The organism is Frigoribacterium sp. 2-23 (assembly GCF_049601585.1).
Taxonomy (GTDB): domain Bacteria; phylum Actinomycetota; class Actinomycetes; order Actinomycetales; family Microbacteriaceae; genus Frigoribacterium.
In genome coordinates, this window is sequence record NZ_CP187126.1 from 1729164 (window position 1) to 1749202 (window position 20039).

The window sequence follows — 20039 nt, forward strand, 5'->3', positions numbered from 1 at the left end:
TGTCCCTCACCCCTCGGGCGTCGCGCGAGGGCGCCCCGTCAGCTCAGGACGTCCTTGGTGGTGAAGCGACCGATCGCCAGCGACCCGAAGACGACGACGTACCCCACCTGCAGGAGGGCGTTCTGGCCGAACTGATCCCAGGAGACGGGTTGCCGGAGGAAGTCGGCGAAACCGAGCCAGTAGTGGCTGAAGAGCCAGGGGTGGACGGCGGCGAGCTGGGGCAGCGCATCGACGATCTGCGAGACGATCGAGAGCACGATCGTGGCGGCCATGGCACCGACGGGCACGCTCGTGAGGGTCGAGACGAAGAGCCCGATGGCGCTCAGGCCGAGCAGCGAGACCGTGACGTAGAGCGCCATCATCGCCAGGCGCCCGAGGTAGTCGGCGACACCCACGGTGTCGCCGGACAGCAGCGTGACGGGCCCGACCGGGAAGAACACGACCCCCGCCAGGGCACCGAACAGGACCACGGTCAAGGTGGCCGCGAGGCAGAACAGGGCGGCGCCCAGATATTTCACGACCAGGAGGCGCACCCGGCCCACCGGGGTCACCAGCAGGTACCGCAGGGTGCCGAGACCCGCCTCGCCCGCGATGGTGTCGCCGGCGACGACACCCACGGTCAGGGGCAGGAACAACGGGATCGCGAGCGTGAGCGCGGCGAGCGACACGAACAGGCCGTTCTGCGTGATCTGATCGAGGAAGGCCGGCCCCCTCCCCGAGGACGAGCCGCTGGTCGTGACGCGCACCGCGACGGCGAGCAGGATCGGGATGAGCGCGAGGGCCGCCAGGAGCGCGAGCGTCCGAACGCGGCGGAACAACACGGCGATCTCGGAGACGAGCAAGGCGAGGCCGAGCCGCCCTGGTGCTCGTGCGGTCGTCGCCGTCCCGGCGTCCGGCCTGTCCGCCCCGTCAGCCTGCGACATCGAAACCCTCTCCCGTCAGGTCGACGAAGCGATCCTCCAACGAGGCACCCCGCACTTCGAAGGCGCGCAGCCGGACACCGGACCGGACCAGCGCCTCGGCGATCGTCTCGGGGGCGAGGCCCGCGACCGTCATGTCGGCGACGACGGTCGGTGCGGTGTCGGTGTCGACCCGCGCCTCCGGGACGAGACCCAGCGCGGTGAGCGCCTGCAGTGCCGACGCCGTGTCGGGTGTCCCGACCGTGACCCGTCGGACACCCGCATCGCGGAGGTCGGCGAGCGTGCCCTGCGTCAGCAGGCGACCGGCGCTCATGACGCCGATGTGGGTGCACATCTGCTCGACCTCGGAGAGCAGGTGACTCGAGACGAAGACGGTCGCGCCGTCGTCGGCGAGGGACCGGATGAGCGATCGCACCTCGCGGGTGCCCTGCGGGTCGAGGCCGTTGCTCGGCTCGTCCAAGACGACCAGGTCTCGCGGCATCAGCAGGGCGTTCGCGATTCCGAGGCGCTGTTTCATGCCGAGGGAGTACGCGTGCGCCTTCTTGGCCGCGGCGTGTCCGAGACCGACCCGGTCGAGGGCGGCGTCGACCCGTGCCGCCCGCGTGCGACTCGGGGCTCGGAGATCACCGGCGTCGAGGCGGCGAAGGTTGTCGCGCCCGGAGAGGAAGGGGTAGAAGGCGGGTCCCTCGACGAGCGCGCCGACCCGGGGCAGCACGTCACGCGCCCGATCGGGCATGGCGGAGCCGAGGAGCCGGATCTCCCCCTTCGTCGCCGACGTGAGACCCAGCAGCATGCGGATCGTGCTTGTCTTGCCCGAGCCGTTGGGGCCGAGGAAGCCGTACACGCTGCCCGACGGCACGACGAGATCGACACCGTCGACGGCCGTCTGTCGACCGAAGGACTTCGTGAGCCCCCGCGTCTCGATGGCGGCACCCTGAGCGCCTGTCAGCGAGGCGGAGCTCACGACGCGACGAGCGACACGAGCCGATCGGCCGGGACGGCACCCACGTACAGATGGCCGTCGGTGGTCAGGTAGACCGAGAACAGCGCGGTCTGCAGCACCTTGCCGCCCGAGACGGGCGTGAACGCCTGCTCGAGGGCCTTGGCGACGGCGCCTGCCTGCTGGCCGGCCGCCGGGCTGCCCGCCGACGGGTCCCGAGTGGCGAGAACAGCTCCGACGACGGAGCTCCAGCCGCTGCCGATCACCGTGGGCTTCTCGGACGTGGACCGGTCATGGCGGGGTGCCGAGGAAGGTGCAGACCGCTCGGTGACCTTCGCACCGGCCGGCGGCGTGAACGTGAAGGTGGAGGCAGGCGGAGCGGAGACGTCGATGGACTGGAACCCGACGGACAGAGCCGGATCGGTCTGACCCTTCGCGGCGACGACCACGCGCAACGGGAGACCCGTCTCGGAGTCGACGGCGACGGAGACGCTGCCCACGAGCGTGGTGTCGTCCTTCGGGGTGATGACGAGCTCGTACGCGTCGCGACCGGCGACGGAGACGTCGGCGGCGGTCGTCAGCGTGGACACGGGCTCGACCTCGGACAGGATCGTGTCCACGACCTCGGCCGGTGTCCGCGGCGTGCCGCTGGACCGGTCGTGCGCCAGTGCCTCGGGCAGCACCGTGTGCGTCGCCTCGGACTTCTTCGAGTCGTACACCCACACGTCGCGACCCGATCGGACGATGTCCTCCTCGGCGAGGTCGGTCACGATCTGGACGCGTTGAGCCCCGTCGCCGGACGAGAACACGCGAGCGGTGTGGCTGCCGGTCAGCAGGCCGAGGGGCTCCGTCGACGACGAGCCACCGGAGGGGTCGGACGACGGCAGCGTCGGGAGGCCGAGATCGGCCTTCTCCTCGACGGTGCCCGAGAAGGGAGTGCCGTGACTGGACGCCAGGAGGGACAGGATCTGCTCCGGCGACTTCGAGGGCAGTGAGCCGGAGGCGGAGGCGAAGGCCGGCATCGCGAGGGACGCGGCGAGCACGGCGACCGGAACGGCCACGGCGGGAATCCAACGACGGGTCTTGCTACGCATGAGTACGCACCTCTCGGGCCGGCTCCGACGGCAGGACCCGACCTGGCGAAAAGGCTACGCGCGTCGTCGGCGGAGGCGGGCCGCGAGGGCCGATTCTCAGCAAGGACGCGGGTCGTGGCTGGGAGATCACCCGGTTGATTTGAATGATTCAAAACAAAGTCGTAGCGTTGACCCTGCGCCGCCGGTGACACCAGTCGCCGGCGGGGTGACTGCCGATGTCGCCGGTCTGCCCGTCTCCCCCAGATCAAAGGACATCGCCACCATGAACGACATCGATCGCAGCACGACCCAGAACCCCGCCCGCCTCGCCGGCCGCTACGTCGGCGCGCCCCTGGAGCCGAGCCTCCAGGGTGTCTACACGGCCGCGAGCCGCCCGGCCGTCACGCCCGGGTCGTTCGTGTCCGCCGTGGCACACGGCCGCTCCCGTGTCGGTCGTTACACCGCCATGCAGTGGGGGCGCCTGCTGACCGCCACCGGAACCGTGCGGACCCTCACCGGCTCGATCCAGACCCGGCCCGCCCGCTAGACCACAGCGCGGATCGCCTTGACCGCGTGCACGGTGCCCACTCAGACTGAAGGCACTGTGCACGCGACCCCAGGTGACGACTCCCCCGCCGACATCACGGCGACCACATCCGAGACGTCGAGACGCGTGCCGCCGCCCGGCCGCCGACGTCTCGTCGTCGGGCTCGGCGTCGCCGGCCTGGCTGCCGTCGTCGTCGTCGTCACGCTGATCGTCACCGGTGTCCTCGCGCCCCGACCGGGCCAACCCGAGGCGGAGCCGCCGGCCGCGGTGCCATCGGTCACACCGACACCCGAGCCCACCCTCGCGGCGGTGCCCGCGGCCCTCTCGATCGAGGCACTGACCGCCCTGCCCCTCGCGTACTACGACGCCGTCATCCCCGAACTGCTCGACGGCGGTTCGATCACGCCCGAGAACCGCTGGCAGATCGCGACTCCGACGGCTCCCCTCGTCGCGCTGTACGCCAGCCCCGCGGCCGACGCCGCGCCCATCGGCGCCCTCGGCTCGACCGTGCCCACGCTCAACACACCGACGGCCACCGCGGTCTGGGGTGCCTCCGAGGGGCAGGACGGAGGCATGCTGCTCGTCTCGACGCCGTCCCGGAACCGCACCCCCGGCGACGGCGGCGTCGCCGAGGCGGCGAGTGCCACGTTCGCCTGGGCCCGCGCGGCCGACTTCACGCTGAGCGCCGTCGGTCAGACCGTCGTCGTCGACAACGCCACCTCCGTGATCTCGCTCGTGTCCCCCGACGGCACGATCGGGGCCAGCGAGGTCGCCCGTCTGGGCACGGAGACCGACCCGACACCGCGCGGCACCGCGACCTACATGGAGGCGAACTACGTCGACCCGACGATCGCCTACACGCGCGGCAACCCGATCGCGTTGACCGGTGCCCACTCGTCGCTGCTGCCCGGGTACGGAGGCAACTCCGCCCTGACGGCCCTGCACTACTACCCCGACCCGAACGGCAGCTCGCACGGTTGCGTCCGCGTCTCGGCGGCGATGACCGCGGCGCTCGCCGCCTTGCCGGTCGGGACCCCGATCCAGTTCACCTGAGCGGGTCGGCGTCACGATCCCCGTGCCCCGTCGCCAGGTCGGCAGGTCTTCAGGCCGAGCACCACTGCGCCGCCCGGGGAGTCGCGACCGTCTCGCCGTGGGCGTCGACCGCGAGGACGTCGACGTCCCAGGCGCTCGTGATCCCGTCGAGATCGTCCCGGGTACCGGCCAGCACTGCCGTCGCGAGGACGTCGGCCGTGACGATGTCGTGCGCCGCCACCGTCACCTGGACGAAGTCGGCCCCGGTCTCGCGCCGCCAGACGTGGTCGCCGCGCTCCACGACACCCGAGGTCGCGAGCGCGCGCCGGGAACCCGCCAGGGTGACGACGCCCGCGATCCGATCGCGCGCCTCCGGATCCACGATCCCGCACCGCCAGGGTCCGTCCTCCCGCTGCCCTCGGCACGACACGTCTCCCCCGGCTCCGAGCATCCAGGAGTCCGTGGCCTCGTCCAACAGGTCACCGGCCTCGGCCGCGGCCAGGGCCTTCACGATGCCCGAGAGATCGAGCACGCCGTCGGGTCGATGGGGCGTGAAGGCGCCCCGCGTGGCCGAACGCCACTCGAGGGCGCGCTCGTAGACGTCGAGCACGAACGGCGAGACATCGGGCAGTCGCAGCGTCCCGTCGCGGAGACGGCTCAGCTCCGTATCGGGCCGCCACAGGCTGAAGACGGCGTCGTATCGGTCGAAGGCCGCGGCGAGGGAGGCGACGACGACGTCGGAAACGTCGGCGACGGTGTGCAGGCTCACGACCGTTCCCATCGTCTCGATCGTGCGGATCACAGGCCGGCCTGATCGAGAGCCGACTGCAACGACGAGATGTAGCCCTGGCTCGTGTACGTCGCACCGCTGACCATCTCGATATCGGCCGACTGCGCGGTCAGCGCCTCCTGTCGGAGGATGGGAGCCGCGCGGTTGCTGATCTGGACGGAGCGGCCCTCGTCGTCGGTGAGCTTGACGGCGGTCACGTCGGTGAGTCGTCCGCCCGCGACCGTGACGGAGACCTGCACGCTGCCGTAGCGGGTCTGGATGCTCGAGCCGGTGTACGTGCCGTCGGCCGCACCGGATGTGCCGGTCGAGGGCGACGTCCCTGTCGAGAGGGAAGGCGCGGTCGAGGGGGACGGCTCGGTCGAGGGAGTGGTCCCTGCTGAGGGAGACGCCTCGGAACCCTCTCCCCCGGTCACCGTCGTGGCCGTCGACCCGGGTGTGTGCGTCTGGCCGATCTGCCACCCGAGCACGAGCACGGCGATCGAGGCGACGGCGCTCGCCAGGGCTCCGCGGGCGCTCACGAGTCGAACCGTTCGACATGGAGGCGGTGGGCCGGGACGCCGAGCGCCTCGGCATCCCGGACGACCAGATCCGTCCACTCCCGCGGGCCGCAGACGTAGACGTCGGATTCGTCGAGTCGTGGGAAGACGCTCCGCAGCGTGATTCCCCGCACGACGGCCTCCGCGGAACGCCAATCGCCACCCGGTGCGGGCCGGTGACCGACCATCGAGTAGACGGCGTTGCCCGTTCGACGGCCGATCTCGGCGACCTCGGTCCAGAGGAAGGACTGGGACGGGTCGGAGCCGCGCAACAGTACCGTCGCCTCCCCGGGACGGAGCGGTGTCGCCTCGAGGAGGGCGCGGACGGGGGTGACACCGATGCCGGATGCGATCGCCGCGAGATAGGGCATGGTGCGAGCGTTGTCCGTGAAGACGCCGTAGGGCCCCTCCACCGAGACCCGCGTGCCCGGTCGGAGCCGAGCCAACCGACCGGAGCCGGCCCCCAGCTGCCGGACCGTGATGCGAGCGCCGGACGAGGACGGCACGGCGGAGAAGGACACCGGGTGCGCGTGCCACCAGGTCGAACCCGACCAGAACCTCCAGATGCCGAACTGGCCGCCGCGGACCCCCAACCTGTCGAGCCGTCGCCCGCTCAGATGGATCGAGACGACACCGGGCGCGATCTCGACGACGTCCACGACCCGGATGCGGTGTCTGAGGCTCACGACCGTCGGTCGGATGAACCGGAAGACGCCGATCGAGCCGATCGCGAGTGCGTACAGGGCGATCCAGTAGACGCGTTGCGGCGTCCCGACCGCGAACACGCTGCCGACGCTGAGCTGGTGCGGCAGCGCGGCGAGGACCGCGGCGTAGGTGAGCAGATGCACCCCATGCCACGCCTCGTAGGACAGACGACGACGCACGACGACGAGCGAGGACACGACGACGAGCACGAACAGGAGCATCGAGAGATACGCGAGAACCAGATCGTCCGAACCAGTGAGGAGGGCGAACGTCTCCCGGATCGGGTCGACGCCGTCGGCGATGCCGTAGCCGATCGTGAGGAGGAGACCATGGGTCAGCAACAGGATCAGGACGGGTTTGCCGAGGGACCGGTGGACGGCCAGGGCATGATCGTGCCCGACGAGGCGGTCGATGAGCGGTATCCGCGCGGCCAGCACGATCATGACGAGCACCAGGTCGGTCGCCACTAGCCCCGCCGCGATACCGGCCGCGGTGAACGCTCCCCCGCCATCGGTGACGGCGGACGCGCCTCCGGACGACAGCCAGAGCGCGACGGCGACGGCGACCGAGGACCAGCACGCGACCTGCAGACCGTCGACGCCCGCGGAACGCCGACGATGAGCGGAGCGTCGACGACCGGCGGCGCCGACGATCGGGGACGCGTCGGCGCGCGGACGGGGCCGCGCCGCACGCACCACGGTGGGGTCTGCAGTCATGTCGGGTGCCCTCTCACGAATCGTCCGCCGGTCGGCCTCGTGAGGAGACCGGCAGGATCAGGTTCGAGCCTGGCGCTCTCGACCATGAGGACCCCCTCGAATTACCTTCGTTTTCCTTCGAAGGTTCGCCGTCTCGGTAGGCGAGCCTGTGCTTGCTGGCGCCCTTGCCGCGGCCGTGCTGTGCTAGCCGCATGTCCGAGCCCGACCGCGTCCTCCCGACCCATCCCGACGAGCCTCACTCCGGTAGACTGTCGGGTCGACTCAACTGGCTGCGGGCAGGCGTGCTCGGCGCGAACGACGGAGTCGTCTCCGTCGCGGCGATCGTGGTCGGTGTCGCAGGGACGACCTCCTCCGTCCCGGCCGTCGTGACCGCCGGCGTCGCCGGCCTGGTCGGAGGCGCGGTGTCGATGGCACTGGGCGAGTACGTCTCGGTCAGCAGCCAGAGCGACAGCCAGAAGGCCCTCATCGCGAAGGAGCGAGCAGAGCTGGAGGCCGACCCGGAGGCGGAGCTCGCCGAGCTCACCGCGCTCTGGGAGGCCCAGGGGCTCTCCCCCGACACCGCGGCCCGGGTCGCCCTGGAACTCACCGACAAGGACGCCCTCGCCGCTCACCTCTCGGCCGAGCTGCACATCGACGAGGACGACGTCGTCAGCCCCTGGCACGCGGCCCTCTCGTCCGCGGTCGCGTTCGTGACGGGAGCCGTCCTCCCCCTGCTCGCCGTCCTCCTGTCTCCCGTGGCCCTTCGCGTCCCGACGACCTTCGCGGTCGTGCTCGTCGCGCTAGCCCTCACGGGCGCACTCGGGGCGCGTCTCGGCGGCAGCCCCCTCGGCCGAGCCACGATCCGCGTCGTCGTCGGCGGAGCCGTCGCGCTCGCCGCGACCTATCTGATCGGACGGGCGCTCGGCACCAGCGGCCTCCTCTGAGCCGGTCGTCGTTCCCGGGCCGGCTCCGGTCTACGCTCGACGGGATGACCGACGAAGACGTCCCCGACTCGTCGCGCGCCTCCCCGTGGTTGGCCCGCCGGCGTGCGGTCCTCACCGTCGCGCTGATCGTGGGGATATCTCCGTTCGCCACCGACATGTACATCCCGGGCCTGCCCGCGATCGCGCGCGACCTCGACGGCACCACGGCCCAGGTGCAGCTGAGCCTGACCGCGTTCCTGGTGAGCTTCGCCCTGGGGCAGCTCGTCATCGGCCCGATCAGCGACGGCGTCGGTCGACGACGCGTCCTGCTCGTCGGCACGTCGGTCTTCGTGCTCGGCTCGATCGGCTGCGCCCTCGCACCCGATGTCACGGTGCTCGTCGTCGCCCGGGTCGTCCAAGGACTAGGAGGCGCGGCCGGCTCGGTCACGGCCCGCGCGATGGTCGGCGACTCCAGTACGGGAACGGCACGCAGCCGGCTCTTCGCAACGCTCGCGGCCATCAACTCGATCGGCCCCGTGGTGGCGCCGCTCATCGGAGGGGTCGTGCTCGGCTTCGCCTCCTGGCGCGCCCTCTTCGTCGTCCTCGCGGTGTTCGGCGCGCTGCTGACACTCTCGGCCCTGCGACTCCTGCCCGAGACCCTGGCCGGTCGCCGCGATGGCGGTTCCCTCGTCCGGTCGTCCCTCGGTCGCATGCGCGACCTGCTCGGGATACCCCGCTTCCGCTGGTATCTCGTGACCGGATGTACCGCGACGATCGGGTTCTTCTCGTACATCGCGACGTCGTCGTTCGTCTTCCAGGACGAGTACGGCTTCAGCGAGGGGCTCTACACACTCGTCTTCGCGTCCAACGCCTCGTGCATGATCGCGTCGACGCTCGTGTTCCGTCGCCTGGTGGGACTCTTCGACGAAGACGTGTTGTTCACGATCGGCTTGGCCGTCTGCACGGTCGGGTCCGCTTTCGTCCTGTCGGGTGCCGTGTCCGGTATCGGCCCCGCGCTCGTCTGGCCCGCACTCGCGCTCGTCACGGCGGGCTGGGGCTGGGTGATCCCCGGGTCGATCACGCGGACCCAGGCCGTGGGGCACCGATCCCCCGGCACGGCCGCGGCGCTCGTGGGCGGCCTGCAGTTCGGCCTCGGCGGCGCGGCGACCCCGCTCGCGGGTGCCTTGGGAGGGACGGCCGTCGCGATGGGCGGCCTCATGCTCGGGTTCATCGCTGTCGGACTCGTCGTGCAGTGGGTCGCCACGCGCACCGCGGCGCAGAAGACGTCCAACGCGTAGGCCCCTCGAATCAGGACGGGGGGCGTCGACGGACGAGCACCGAGTCCGCAGGAGCCGCTCCGGGCGACGTGGCGTCGAGCGGAGCGGCGAATCGCAGGTCAGGCTCGGTCGTGCAGCGTCACGTGATAGCCGTCGAGGTCGGCGAACGTGAACGTGCGCCCGAACGGCCCGTCGAGCGGGGCGGAGACGATCGTGTGGTCGTCGGCCACGAGCGCATCGTGGATCGCCTGCACGTCGGTCGCGTGCAGCCAGATCGCCGCGCCCAGACCGGGCTGCGACACGGAGTCGAGGTCGACGCCGGCGACGAGGTCGCGGAGGGCGAACGCGATCGGTGTCGTCTCGAACACGACGGCGTGGGGAGGGCCCGCGGCGGACTGCACGAGGCCGAGGTACCGCTTGTAGAAGGCGGCCGCTCGATCGAGGTCGCGGGTCTGCAGAGAGAGGAAGTCGGGTCCGGTGACGGCCATGATGGTCTCCATTCGATGTCAGGTCGTTGACAACATCAGTGTATGTCAGTTCACTGACACGGCGCAAGAGTCGCCGTCATGCTCCGATGAGCTCGAGCGTGATCCGGCCGGCGCGCACATCACGGTCGCGCATGACGGTGAGCTCGGCCCGCACCTGACCCGCGAACGCCGCCGTCATCGGATTGGGGCGGCCCGAGAGCCAGAGCATGGACAGGGCCGTGCGCGCCCAGTCCTCGGCGATCGTGACGAACCGCACCCCGGGGATGGGAATGTACGACGAGAGATACGGCATCAGCGAGACGCCGAGGCCGCAGGCGACCGTGCTGAGCATCGAGAGATCGTTCACCGCGTGGATCGGGATGCGAGGGTTGAAACCCGCTCGCACGCAGGACATGACGATGCGATCGTAGGCCTGGGGTGCGTCCTCACGGTTGAACATCACGAAGTCGTCGTCGGCCAGCTCGCTCAATGGCACGGACGCCCGCCCGGCCAGACGGTGCGTGTCCGGCAGGGCGACGACCAGCGGTTCGAGGGCCAGTTGATCCACCTCGAAACGGTCGTCGATCGACCGGACGCGGGTGAAGCCGAGGTCGACCGAGCCGCGCACGAGATCGGACAGGATGGCCTGCTCCTCGCTCTCCTCGACGAGGACGCGAGCACCCGCATGCGCCGCCGAGAACGCCCGCACCACGGTCGGCAGGAGCCCGGCGAGCACGGAACTGATGCTCCCGACGCGCAGCGGCTGCACGTCGGCGACCACGGAGTCGAGCAACGACTCCGTCTGATCGATCTGTTGCAGGATGCGCTTGCCCTCGCGCTTGAGGAGCTCCCCCGCCGGTGTCAGCCGGGGGGCCGTCCTCGCCTGCCGCTCGAACAGCCGTGTCCCGAGTTTCGCCTCGAGCCGGGAGATGGCCTGGCTGAGCGGCGGCTGGCTCATCTGCAGCCGGGCGGCCGCCTTCGTGAAGGACAGGTCTTCGGCGACCGCCATGAAATACGTGAGCTCTCGGATCTCCATCGCGTCGCCTCTCGTCGGCGTCTCATACGCAGCGCGTATCAGATCATTGCCTTTTGGTATTTGAGAGCGCAAGTCGATGGCCAGTAGACAAAGCACATGAACGACGCCACCGCCTCCTCCCCCGACCCCTTCGACGCCGACGTCATCGTCGTCGGACTCGGCGCCTGGGGGGCCCAGGCGCTGTGGCGCCTCGCCGAGCGGGGACGACGCGTCATCGGGATCGAGCGCTTCGGCATCGGCCACGGCATGGGGTCGACCCACGGCGCCACCCGCCTGTTCCGCATCGCCTGCATGGAGCACCCGGGCCTCGCCCCGATCGCGACCCGCGCCCGCGACCTCTGGTACGACCTGGGCGAGCGGACCGGTCAGACCCTGCTGCGCCAGACGGGCGGCATCATGATCGGCCCTCGCGACGGCCACGTCGTCGCGGGGACGCTCCGCGCGGTCGAGGAGGCGGGGGTCGAGGCCACGGTCCTCGAGCACGACGAGCTCGTCGCGAGGTTCCCGCAGTACGCCGGCTTCGGCGCCGACGACATCGGCGTCTGGGACCCTGCCGCGGGCATCAGCTATCCCGAGAAAGGCGTGCGCGCCGCCGTCGACCTCGCCCGGTCGCTCGGTGCGGAGGTCCTCACCGACACCCGGGTCACCGCCATCGACCCGATCAGCGGCGGGGTCGAGGTCACCGCCGGGGGTCGCGTCCTGCGAGCCGCCCGGGTCGTCGTCGCCCTCGGTGCCTGGACGCCGCAGTTCGTCGACCACCCTCTCGTGGCCCGACGCACCCCCCTGTTCTGGTTCGAGGGCGACGAGGCCGAGGCCACGGCACCCGGCGGCGACTTCGATCTCGCGGCGTTCCCGGTCTTCATCCGACAGCTGCCGGACGGGACCACGCTCTGGGGCCACGGCGCGGATCGGACCGACGGCGACGGCTACGCCGTCAAGATCGGCCTCGAGGACTCGAACGGTGCGTTCGAGGACACCGAGGCGGACACGGTCGACCGCTACATCCACCCGAGCAGTGACTACGGCATGCTCTCCGCCGCCGTGGCCCGGGCCTTCCCCGGCCTGGACCCGACACCGGCGAAGGCCATCCCGTGCATGGTCACGAACTCGCCCGACCGGCAGTTCGTGATCGGCCACCCGGCCGGCGACCCCCGCATCGTGGTCGCCGGAGGCGACAGCGGGCACGGCTTCAAACACGCACCCGCCATCGGCGAGCTGCTCGCCCAGCTCGCCACCGACGAACAACCCTTCACCGACATCGAGTTCATGAATCCCGACCGCGACTACGACGGCACGTCGTGGCTCGACGAGACCGAGCACGTCGCCGTCGCTTCGTGACCACCTGACCCGCGCCTCCTCGGCTCGACATCCGCACCGCCCTGACAGGAGAGAACCATGACCAGACGCACCATCACCCGACTGACGGCCACCGTCGCCGCGATCGCCGCGCTCGGACTCGCCGTGACGGGTTGCGCCGCGGGCGGCGCCTCCGCCGGGGGCTCGAACGAGCTCGGCACGATCTCGGCCGGGACACTGCGCATTGGTACGACGGGCGACACCAAGCCGTACGCCTACACGCAGGACGGCGAGCTGCAGGGCTTCGACGTCGAGATGGCCAAGGAGGTCGCGAAACGGCTCGGCCTGAAGACCGAGTTCGTGACGCAGGAGTTCTCGGCGCTGCTGCCCGCCGTCGCGAACGGCCAGTTGGACATGGCGGCCGCGTCGATCAGCGACACGACGGAGCGCGAGAAGACGGTCGACTTCAGCGAGCACTACTTCATCGGCTACATCTCGGTGCTCGCGTCGACGAAGTCCGGCATCACGGACGACGAGTCGTCGTTGAAGGGCAAGCGCCTCGGCATCGTGCAGGGCACGATCCAGGACAGCTACGCCCAGGAGAACTTCACGGGCGCCGAGCTCGTCCGGTTCCCGGACAACAACAGTGCCGTCGCCGCGCTCAACTCGGGGACGATCGACGCGCACTTCCTCGACTTCCCCGTCGCCGAGGACTACGCGGCCGCCTCGAACGGCACGCAGAAGATCGCGATCAACGTGGCCGTGCCCGAGTTCCCGGTCGGGTTCCCGATCAAGAAGGGCAACGACGCCTTGAAGAAGGCGGTCGACGACGCCGTCAAGGACATCGTCGCGGACGGCACCTGGCTCGAGATCGACCAGAAGTACTTCCCCGACCAGCCGGTGCCCGACGAGTTCCAGCCCACCAAGTGATCGGCGGTCGACCATGAACGTCACCGACGCGATCGCCAACATCGGCCGCAGCTTCTTCGACGGCCAGGCCATGCTGCGCACCCTGCCCGAGATGCTCGCCTACGGCGTCTGGAACACCCTTCTTCTCGCCCTCTGCGCCACCGTGATCGGCATCGTGATCGGGCTGCTGCTCGCGGTCATGGGCACGAGCCGTCACCGCCTCCCCCGGCTGCTGAGCCGCGTGTACACGGACGTCTTCCGTGGGCTGCCCGCGATCCTGACCATCCTGTTGATCGGCACGGGCCTGTCGCCGCTGTTCAACCTGTTCACGCGCGGCAACCCCTACCCGCTGGGCATCCTCGCGCTCAGCCTGATCGCCAGTGCGTACATCGGCGAGATCTTCCGGGCGGGCATCCTCGCCGTCGACCGGGGCCAGCTCGAAGCGTCCCGGGCGCTCGGCATGACGCACGGCGACTCGATGCGACTCGTCGTGATCCCGCAGGGCATCCGACAGGTGCTGCCGTCGCTCGTCAACCAGTTCATCGCGATCGTGAAGGACTCGTCCCTCGTGTACTTCCTCGGGTTGATCACGTCGCAGCGCGAACTGTTCCGCATCGGCCAGGACGCCGCGATCACGAACGGCAACCTGTCGCCTCTCGTGCTCGCGGGGGTGTTCTACCTGATCATCACCGTGCCGCTCACGCACCTGGTGAACCTGATCGACCGTCGCCTGCGCGAGGGCAAGCCGCTCGGGCGTCGCGCCACGACCCCGCCCGCTCCCCCGGCGGCGGCCCCGCCGTCCGACCCCGCCCCCGCCCCGCTCGCCACTGCCTCGTCTGGAGCCGCACGATGACCGCACTCGACGCCTCGCCCCGCGTCCCCGAGATCGCGACCGCCGGCACGCTCGAACTGCGCGGGGTCACCAAGGACTTCGGTGCCGTCCGCGTGCTGCACGGCATCGATCTGCAGGTGCCCGCGGGCACGACGACCTGCATCATCGGCCCCTCCGGGTCGGGGAAGTCGACCGTGCTGCGCTGCATCAACCGGCTCGAGGAGCCATCCGGCGGCGAGATCCTCCTCGACGGCGCGAACGTGCTGACCGGGTCGGAGGACGCTCTCCGCCGGCGGGTCGGCATGGTGTTCCAGCACTTCAATCTCTTCCCCCACCGGACCGTCCTCGACAACATCGTGCTGCCCCTCCGTCGCGTGCGGGGGATCTCGGGCGTCGAGGCGCGGCGGACGGCCCTCGACCGCCTGACCGAGGTCGGGCTCGCCGAGAAGGCCGACGTCCGGCCGGCCTCCCTCTCGGGCGGGCAGAAGCAACGCGTCGCCATCGCCCGAGCCCTCGCACTCGGCCCGGAGGTGATGCTGTTCGACGAGGCGACGTCGGCCCTCGACCCCGAGCTGGTGAAGGGCGTGCTCGCCCTGATGAAGGGCCTCGCGGGCGCCGGCATGACGATGGTGGTGGTGACCCACGAGATGGGCTTCGCCCGGGAGGCCGCCGACCAGGTCGTGTTCATGGACCAGGGCGTCGTGGTCGAGTCCGGCACTCCCGAGCAGATGTTCGATCACCCGCGTACCGACCGCCTGCGGGCGTTCCTCGACCAGGTGCTGTGAGAAGAGCGACGAGCCGAGGAGGCGCGGTGCGGGTCGAGACGGCACCGCGCCTCCTCGACCCCCTTGCCTCATAGACAGCTGTGAGAATACGATGAGCCGGTCGCGCCCCTGACCCCCGATCACGGGGTCGGCGAGGGCCGACCTGTCTCGCGACAGCTCGTGATTACAAGGGAGTAATCGTGTCCGCTGCCCCTGCCCATCCTCGACACCGCCGCCTCGTCGTGGCGGCCGTCACCGCCACCGCGGCCCTGCTGCTCTCGGGGCTCCCCGCGATCAGCGCGACGGCGGCCCCGGTCGACCTCGCCCGGTTCGGCTCGGTCACGGCGTCCGCGACGCAGTCCGACAAGGACGGGACCTTCCCCGCCGAGAACCTGATCGACGGCGACGCCGCGACGAGGTGGGCGAGCGGCAACGGCCCCGACGAGGACGTCGAATTCACCGCGTCCGTCGTCGTCGACCTCGGCGGCACCGCCCGCGTCGACGCGATCGGCCTCGACTGGGAGGCCTCGTACGCCACCGACTACACGGTCGACCTGACCTCGGGCGACCCCGCCCTGCCCGCGAGCTGGACGACCGCGCAGACCGTGTCCGGCAGCGATGGCGGCCGCGACGAGGTCACCCTCACGACACCCACCGAGGCCCGCTACGTCCGCATCAACATGCTGAAGCGCGCCGCCGCGACCTGGGACCCGAGCCGCAAGCACTGGTACGGCTACTCGGCGTACGGTCTGCAGGTCTTCGGCGAGGCGCAGACGCGCTCGGTGACGTTCGACCGCTCGACGGCCACGGTCGCCGCGGGTCAGACGCTCACCGCAGGGCTCAGCCTCACCGGCCCGAGCGACGAGCCCGTCACGGTGCGCGTGCGGTCGACCGGCGGCACCGCCACGGCCGGCACCGACTACGCGGCCCTGGACGAGACCGTCACGTTCGCGCCGGGGGCGACCACCGCCTCCGTCGCTCTCGAGACCCGCTCGACGGGCGCGCTCAGCCCCCGGAAGACCATCGAGCTCTCGGCATCCGAGCCGAGCGACCCGACGGTGCTCGGGGCACGCGCCACCCAGCTCGTGACGCTGACGCCCACCGGCTCGCTGCCCAACGTCGGCACCACCACCGTGCTCGACGACTTCGAGAACGGCGTGCCGACCGGTTACTTCGCCTGGGGCCAGAGCCCCGCCGTCACCCCGGCCCTCGACACGACGGAGGCGCGGCGCGAGGGAGCGACGGGCGCCGCGGCCCTGCGCGCCACGGTCGCGGGTCCCACGTCCGCCGACAGCTGGTTCGGCTTCTCGCACGACATCGCCGCCACCGACTGGAGTGCCGCCGACGGCTTCTCGTTCTGGTTCAAGGGCACCGGATCGGGGCTGCCGCTCCGCTACGAGCTGAAGAACGGCAACAACGCCCTGTTCGAGCAGACGGTCGTCGACGACAGTACGGACTGGAAGCAGGTCAGCGTCCTGTTCGCCGACCTCCGGCAGAAGGGTCAGCCGAGCAGCGATCTGCGCTTCGACCCGTCCGCCTCGACCGGCTTCGCCGTGACCCTCACGGCTCTCGGGGCCGGGTCGTGGCAGTTCGACGACGTCGCACTGTTCGAGCGCGCCACCATGATCGAGGACTTCGAGGGTGACGTGCCGCTCAGCACGACCGCGGACCCCGTCGGGTTCTTCACGTGGGGCTCCCCCGCCCCGCTCGAGCCCACGATCAGCCGTGACGTCACCGTGCAGGAGCGCGCCGGACGTGCCGACAACCACGTCATGAGCGGCACGTTCTCGATCCCCGCCGGAGGCTACGGCGGGCTCAGCCACAACCTCCCGGACAGCCAGGACTGGTCGAGCTACCAGGGCCTCCGCTTCTGGTGGTACGCGAGCCAGGCGAACAACCCGGCCTCGCCGACGGCGGGGGCCGACATCAAGGTCGAGATCAAGGACGGCAACCCGGCCGGCGGCAGCACCGCCGAGACCAGCGAGCTGTGGGCGGCGACGTTCAAGGACAACTGGGGCAGCAGCACCAGCCGGTGGAAGCTCGTCGAACTGCCGTTCTCGTCCTTCACGCCCTCGGCCTACCAGCCGGGCAACGCCGCCACCACCAACGGCACGCTCGATCTGACGGCCGCGTACGGCTACTCGTTCACCTTCACGCCCGGCACCCCGGCACCCGTCGGCTACGCCATCGACGACACGCAGTTGTACGGCACCCCCGCCACGGCTGCGTCGGTGACGGTGGACCCCTCGCAGGACGTCTACCTCGTGGATGCCGGTGCCAGCGCCGATGTCCAGCTGACCATCACGACGGCCGGGGCCGAGCCGCTCGCCTCCGATGTCGCCGTCGACTGGTCGACCGCCGACGGCAGCGCCGTCGCGGGCACCGACTACGACGCCGTGTCGGGCACCGCCACGTTCGCGGCCGGCACCGCCTCGGGGACGACCCAGACGGTGACCGTGCCGACCCGTGCCTCCTCGGGAGCGGCCGAGTCGAAGCAGTTCACCGTCACGCTGGCGTCGACCACCGCGAAGGTCGGGGACGGCGCCCGCGTCGTCATCGCCGCGCACGACCTGCCCTATCTCGACGCGAGCCTGCCGACGGCCGACCGCGTCGCCGACCTCCTCAGCCGGATGAGCCTCGAGGAGAAGGTCGGCCAGATGGCGCAGGCCGAACGCCTCGGTCTGTCGTCGACCCGCGACATCAGCACGCGCGCCCTGGGCTCGCTGCTGAGCGGCGGCGGATCGGTGCCGCAGGGCAACACCGCCGTCGCCTGGGCCGACATGGTCGACGCCTACCAACGCGAGGCGCTCTCGACGCCGCTGCAGATCCCGATGATCTACGGCGTCGACGCCGTGCACGGCCACAGCAACGTGGTCGGCGCGACGATCTTCCCCCACAACACCGGCCTCGGCGCGACCCGCGACCCGGCCCTCGTGGAGGAGATCGCCCGCGTCACCGCGAAGGAGGTGCGCGCCACCGGCGTGCCGTGGACCTTCGCCCCCTGCCTGTGCGTCTCGCGTGACGAGCGCTGGGGCCGCAGCTACGAGTCGTTCGGCGAGGACCCCGACCTGGTACGCACCTTCGCGGCTCCGTCGGTGATCGGCCTGCAGGGCGACGATCCGACCGACATCGGGGGCGCCGACGAGGTGCTCGCGACGGCCAAACACTGGGCCGGTGACGGCGGCACGAGCTACGACGCGTCGGTGGTCGGGACGGGGGCCTACCCGATCGACCAGGGCATCACGCACGCCGACTCGCTCGAGGATTTCACGCGCCTCCACGTCGACCCGTACCTGCCGGCCATCGAGGCCGGGGTCGGCACCATCATGCCCTCGTACTCGGCCGTCGACCTCGGTGACGGACCGGTGCGGATGCACGAGAACGGCGCCCTCAACAACGGGCTGCTGAAGGGCGATCTCGGGTTCAAGGGGTTCCTGATCAGCGACTGGGAGGGCATCGACAAGCTGCCCGGCGGCTCGTACTCCGACAAGGCCGTGCGCTCCGTCAACGCGGGACTCGACATGGCGATGGCGCCGTACAACTACGGCTCGTTCATCGACAGCATCGTCGCCGCGGTCAAGGCCGGCACGGTCGAGCAGTCCCGGGTCGACGACGCCGTGCGCCGCATCCTCACCCAGAAGTTCGACCTCAACCTGTTCGAGCAGCCCTTCGCCGACCGCACCAACGTCGACGGCGTCGGCTCGGCCGAGAACCGGGCCGTGGCCCGGGTCGCGGCCGCCGAGTCGCAGGTGCTGCTGACGAACCGAGGAGGCACGCTGCCGCTCGCCAAGGACGGCGCCGACCTGTACGTGGCCGGCTCCACCGCCGACGACCTCGGTCGTCAGATGGGCGGCTGGACGATCAGCTGGCAGGGCGGTTCGGGCGACACGACCACCGGCACGAGCATCGCGGAGGGTATCCGCGAGGTCGCCCCGGACGCGGCCGTGACGGTGAGCCCCGACGCCTCGGCGCCCATCCGCGCCGAGCAGACGGGTGTCGTCGTCGTCGGCGAACGTCCCTACGCCGAAGGCCAGGGCGATGTCGGCAACAACGGTTCGAGCCTCTCGTTGACGGCGTCCGACCAGGCCATCGTCGACAAGGTCTGCGCGGCCACCGCCGACTGCGTGGTTCTCGTCGTCTCGGGTCGGCCGCAGCTGCTCGGCAGCGTCGTCGACGTCGCAGACGCCGTGGTCGCCTCCTCGCTGCCCGGCTCGGAGGGCGCCGGTGTGGCCGACGTCCTGTTCGGCGACCGTCCGTTCACCGGACGCCTGCCCGTGACCTGGGCGGCCAGCGCCGACCAGGTGCCGATCAACGTCGGAGACGCCGACTACGAGCCGATGTTCCCGTACGGCTGGGGCCTCCGCACCGACGGCGCGCGCGACCGCCTGGAGGCGCTGGTCGCGTCGCTGCCCGAGGGTGCGGCCCGCAGCGCCGTGCAGGCCGTGCTCGACGCCGACGTCTGGGCGGCGGACGGCAGCGTCTCCGACCCGGCGCAGGCCTTCCGTCTGCTCCGGACGGCCGTGACCACGCCCGTCTTCCTCGGGACCGACCCGTCCGCGATGAGCGGCGCCGACCGGCTCGTCTCGATCGGCCGCGATCTCGCGCAGGACGCGATGATCGACGACACCGCCGTGGCGGGGTCGCTCGCGCTCACCGCGGACGCCGAGAACGCGCTCCAGCGGGGTCTGCCCGACGTGGCCCTGGCCGGGTTCGCGGCGGTGCTCGGCATCGATCTCGAGGTCGGGGAGCCGGAGAAGACCGTCGTCCCGGGCACCCCCGACCCGGCGACGGCCCGACCGGGCGACCAGGTGTCGATCACGGCGACCGGGTTCGAGGCGGGCGAGGCCCTCCTCGGCACGGTGTTCTCCGAGCCCCAGTCGATCGGCGGCACGGACGCCACGGCAGCCGGTGTCGGCGTCCTGCGCTTCACCGTGCCGGCCGACCTCGAGCCGGGCCTGCACGTGGTCGAGCTGGAGGGCTCCGGTCAGATCGCGCGCGCCACGCTCACGGTGCTGGCTGCCGACCCGGGCGACCCCGGGGCGGGCGGCGGGCCCGATACGCCCGGTGCGGGTGCGCCCGGAGCCGGTGCTCCCGGTGCCGGCACCGGCGGGGCGGGCACGACGCCCGTCCGGTCAGGCCCCCTGGCCTGGACCGGAGACGACCGCTGGATCGGTATCGGCGGCGCCGCACTGCTGATGATCGCCCTGGGCGCCTACCTGACGGTGCGTCGCCGCCGACAGGGCTGATGCCCTCGCTCGCGGCAGACTGACCGGCCACGCCGACGAGCCGACGACACG

General features: G+C 71.1%; 17 protein-coding genes. 9 read left to right on the plus strand and 8 right to left on the minus strand.

Annotated elements, in window-relative coordinates; all coding sequences use genetic code 11:
* Positions 1-38: 38 nt before the first annotated feature.
* Genes ACPEEZ_RS08135 through ACPEEZ_RS08145 form a run of 3 tightly spaced genes read right to left on the minus strand, consistent with a single transcriptional unit; the run spans position 39 to position 2954 of the window.
* Positions 39-923, minus strand: a complete 885-nt coding sequence (locus ACPEEZ_RS08135) for an ABC transporter permease (protein WP_423917280.1) — start codon at positions 921-923, stop codon at positions 39-41.
* Positions 910-1884, minus strand: a complete 975-nt coding sequence (locus tag ACPEEZ_RS08140; RefSeq protein ID WP_423917282.1) for an ABC transporter ATP-binding protein — start codon at positions 1882-1884, stop codon at positions 910-912. The genes ACPEEZ_RS08135 and ACPEEZ_RS08140 overlap by 14 nt, the downstream gene beginning before the upstream one ends.
* The gene (locus ACPEEZ_RS08145) at positions 1881-2954 is read right to left on the minus strand and encodes a LolA family protein (RefSeq protein ID WP_423917285.1); all 1074 of its coding nucleotides are present in this window, start codon (positions 2952-2954) and stop codon (positions 1881-1883) included. Before ACPEEZ_RS08145 ends, ACPEEZ_RS08140 begins: the two co-directional genes overlap by 4 nt.
* A 262-nt stretch (positions 2955-3216) precedes the next feature.
* Between ACPEEZ_RS08145 and ACPEEZ_RS08150 the strand changes: the two genes are divergently transcribed.
* Positions 3217-3480 carry a hypothetical protein gene (locus tag ACPEEZ_RS08150; protein WP_423917287.1) on the plus strand — a complete coding sequence of 88 codons (264 nt, stop codon included), beginning with the start codon at positions 3217-3219 and terminating at the stop codon, positions 3478-3480.
* A 57-nt stretch (positions 3481-3537) separates the two neighbouring features.
* Complete coding sequence (locus ACPEEZ_RS08155) at positions 3538-4533, plus strand: L,D-transpeptidase (protein WP_423917289.1); 996 nt, start codon at positions 3538-3540, stop codon at positions 4531-4533.
* Between the two features lie 49 nt (positions 4534-4582).
* Here ACPEEZ_RS08155 and ACPEEZ_RS08160 read toward each other — a convergent pair whose 3' ends face one another.
* The 3 genes from ACPEEZ_RS08160 to ACPEEZ_RS08170 are packed head-to-tail and all read right to left on the minus strand — an operon-like array spanning position 4583 to position 7259.
* On the minus strand, positions 4583-5314 hold the full coding sequence (locus tag ACPEEZ_RS08160) for an FAD:protein FMN transferase (protein WP_423917292.1): 732 nt from the start codon (positions 5312-5314) through the stop codon (positions 4583-4585).
* Complete coding sequence (locus ACPEEZ_RS08165; protein ID WP_423917294.1) at positions 5311-5820, minus strand: FMN-binding protein; 510 nt, start codon at positions 5818-5820, stop codon at positions 5311-5313. Before ACPEEZ_RS08165 ends, ACPEEZ_RS08160 begins: the two co-directional genes overlap by 4 nt.
* A complete protein-coding gene (locus ACPEEZ_RS08170; RefSeq protein WP_423917296.1) occupies positions 5817-7259 on the minus strand; it encodes a ferredoxin reductase family protein in 1443 nt (480 codons plus the stop codon). The genes ACPEEZ_RS08165 and ACPEEZ_RS08170 overlap by 4 nt, the downstream gene beginning before the upstream one ends.
* 191 nt (positions 7260-7450) lie before the next feature.
* Here ACPEEZ_RS08170 and ACPEEZ_RS08175 point away from each other — a divergent pair, with 191 nt between their 5' ends.
* Both ACPEEZ_RS08175 and ACPEEZ_RS08180 read left to right on the plus strand, forming a co-directional pair.
* Positions 7451-8182, plus strand: coding sequence for a VIT1/CCC1 transporter family protein (locus ACPEEZ_RS08175; protein WP_423917298.1), 732 nt, complete (start codon positions 7451-7453; stop codon positions 8180-8182).
* A 44-nt stretch (positions 8183-8226) separates the two neighbouring features.
* A complete protein-coding gene (locus ACPEEZ_RS08180; RefSeq protein ID WP_423917301.1) occupies positions 8227-9459 on the plus strand; it encodes a multidrug effflux MFS transporter in 1233 nt (410 codons plus the stop codon).
* A 98-nt stretch (positions 9460-9557) separates the two neighbouring features.
* On the opposite strand, the gene ACPEEZ_RS08185 is transcribed toward ACPEEZ_RS08180, so the two are convergent.
* Together ACPEEZ_RS08185 and ACPEEZ_RS08190 are read right to left on the minus strand one after the other, a co-directional pair.
* A complete protein-coding gene (locus tag ACPEEZ_RS08185; RefSeq protein ID WP_423917303.1) occupies positions 9558-9926 on the minus strand; it encodes a VOC family protein in 369 nt (122 codons plus the stop codon).
* 76 nt (positions 9927-10002) lie between these two features.
* Positions 10003-10941: a LysR family transcriptional regulator gene (locus tag ACPEEZ_RS08190; protein ID WP_423917306.1), complete on the minus strand. Its 939-nt coding sequence runs from the start codon at positions 10939-10941 to the stop codon at positions 10003-10005.
* Positions 10942-11037: 96 nt separating this feature from the next.
* On the opposite strand from ACPEEZ_RS08190, the gene solA reads away from it, so the two are divergent.
* The 5 genes from solA to ACPEEZ_RS08215 all read left to right on the plus strand — a co-directional run bounded on the left by solA (position 11038) and on the right by ACPEEZ_RS08215 (position 19988).
* Positions 11038-12279, plus strand: a complete 1242-nt coding sequence (solA, locus tag ACPEEZ_RS08195; protein ID WP_423917308.1) for an N-methyl-L-tryptophan oxidase — start codon at positions 11038-11040, stop codon at positions 12277-12279.
* A 57-nt stretch (positions 12280-12336) separates the two neighbouring features.
* Positions 12337-13167: an ABC transporter substrate-binding protein gene (locus tag ACPEEZ_RS08200; protein WP_423917311.1), complete on the plus strand. Its 831-nt coding sequence runs from the start codon at positions 12337-12339 to the stop codon at positions 13165-13167.
* Positions 13168-13180: 13 nt separating this feature from the next.
* Complete coding sequence (locus tag ACPEEZ_RS08205) at positions 13181-13999, plus strand: amino acid ABC transporter permease (protein ID WP_423917314.1); 819 nt, start codon at positions 13181-13183, stop codon at positions 13997-13999.
* Positions 13996-14763, plus strand: coding sequence for an amino acid ABC transporter ATP-binding protein (locus tag ACPEEZ_RS08210; protein WP_423917317.1), 768 nt, complete (start codon positions 13996-13998; stop codon positions 14761-14763). The genes ACPEEZ_RS08205 and ACPEEZ_RS08210 overlap by 4 nt, the downstream gene beginning before the upstream one ends.
* Positions 14764-14942: 179 nt before the next feature.
* Entirely contained in the window at positions 14943-19988 is a 5046-nt protein-coding gene (locus tag ACPEEZ_RS08215; RefSeq protein WP_423917320.1) for a glycoside hydrolase family 3 N-terminal domain-containing protein, read from the plus strand.
* The last annotated feature ends 51 nt before the right edge of the window (positions 19989-20039 follow it).

Bases quoted from the DNA above. Each gene is read 5' to 3' on its own strand.
- ACPEEZ_RS08135 (WP_423917280.1), bottom strand. From the start codon at position 923: ATGTCGCAGGCTGACGGGGCGGACAGGCCGGACGCCGGGACGGCGACG.
- ACPEEZ_RS08145 (WP_423917285.1), bottom strand. From the start codon at position 2,954: ATGCGTAGCAAGACCCGTCGTTGGATTCCCGCCGTGGCCGTTCCGGTC.
- ACPEEZ_RS08150 (WP_423917287.1), top strand. From the start codon at position 3,217: ATGAACGACATCGATCGCAGCACGACCCAGAACCCCGCCCGCCTCGCC.
- ACPEEZ_RS08170 (WP_423917296.1), bottom strand. From the start codon at position 7,259: ATGACTGCAGACCCCACCGTGGTGCGTGCGGCGCGGCCCCGTCCGCGC.
- ACPEEZ_RS08175 (WP_423917298.1), top strand. From the start codon at position 7,451: ATGTCCGAGCCCGACCGCGTCCTCCCGACCCATCCCGACGAGCCTCAC.
- ACPEEZ_RS08180 (WP_423917301.1), top strand. From the start codon at position 8,227: ATGACCGACGAAGACGTCCCCGACTCGTCGCGCGCCTCCCCGTGGTTG.
- ACPEEZ_RS08185 (WP_423917303.1), bottom strand. From the start codon at position 9,926: ATGGCCGTCACCGGACCCGACTTCCTCTCTCTGCAGACCCGCGACCTC.
- ACPEEZ_RS08190 (WP_423917306.1), bottom strand. From the start codon at position 10,941: ATGGAGATCCGAGAGCTCACGTATTTCATGGCGGTCGCCGAAGACCTG.
- solA (WP_423917308.1), top strand. From the start codon at position 11,038: ATGAACGACGCCACCGCCTCCTCCCCCGACCCCTTCGACGCCGACGTC.
- ACPEEZ_RS08200 (WP_423917311.1), top strand. From the start codon at position 12,337: ATGACCAGACGCACCATCACCCGACTGACGGCCACCGTCGCCGCGATC.
- ACPEEZ_RS08205 (WP_423917314.1), top strand. From the start codon at position 13,181: ATGAACGTCACCGACGCGATCGCCAACATCGGCCGCAGCTTCTTCGAC.
- ACPEEZ_RS08210 (WP_423917317.1), top strand. From the start codon at position 13,996: ATGACCGCACTCGACGCCTCGCCCCGCGTCCCCGAGATCGCGACCGCC.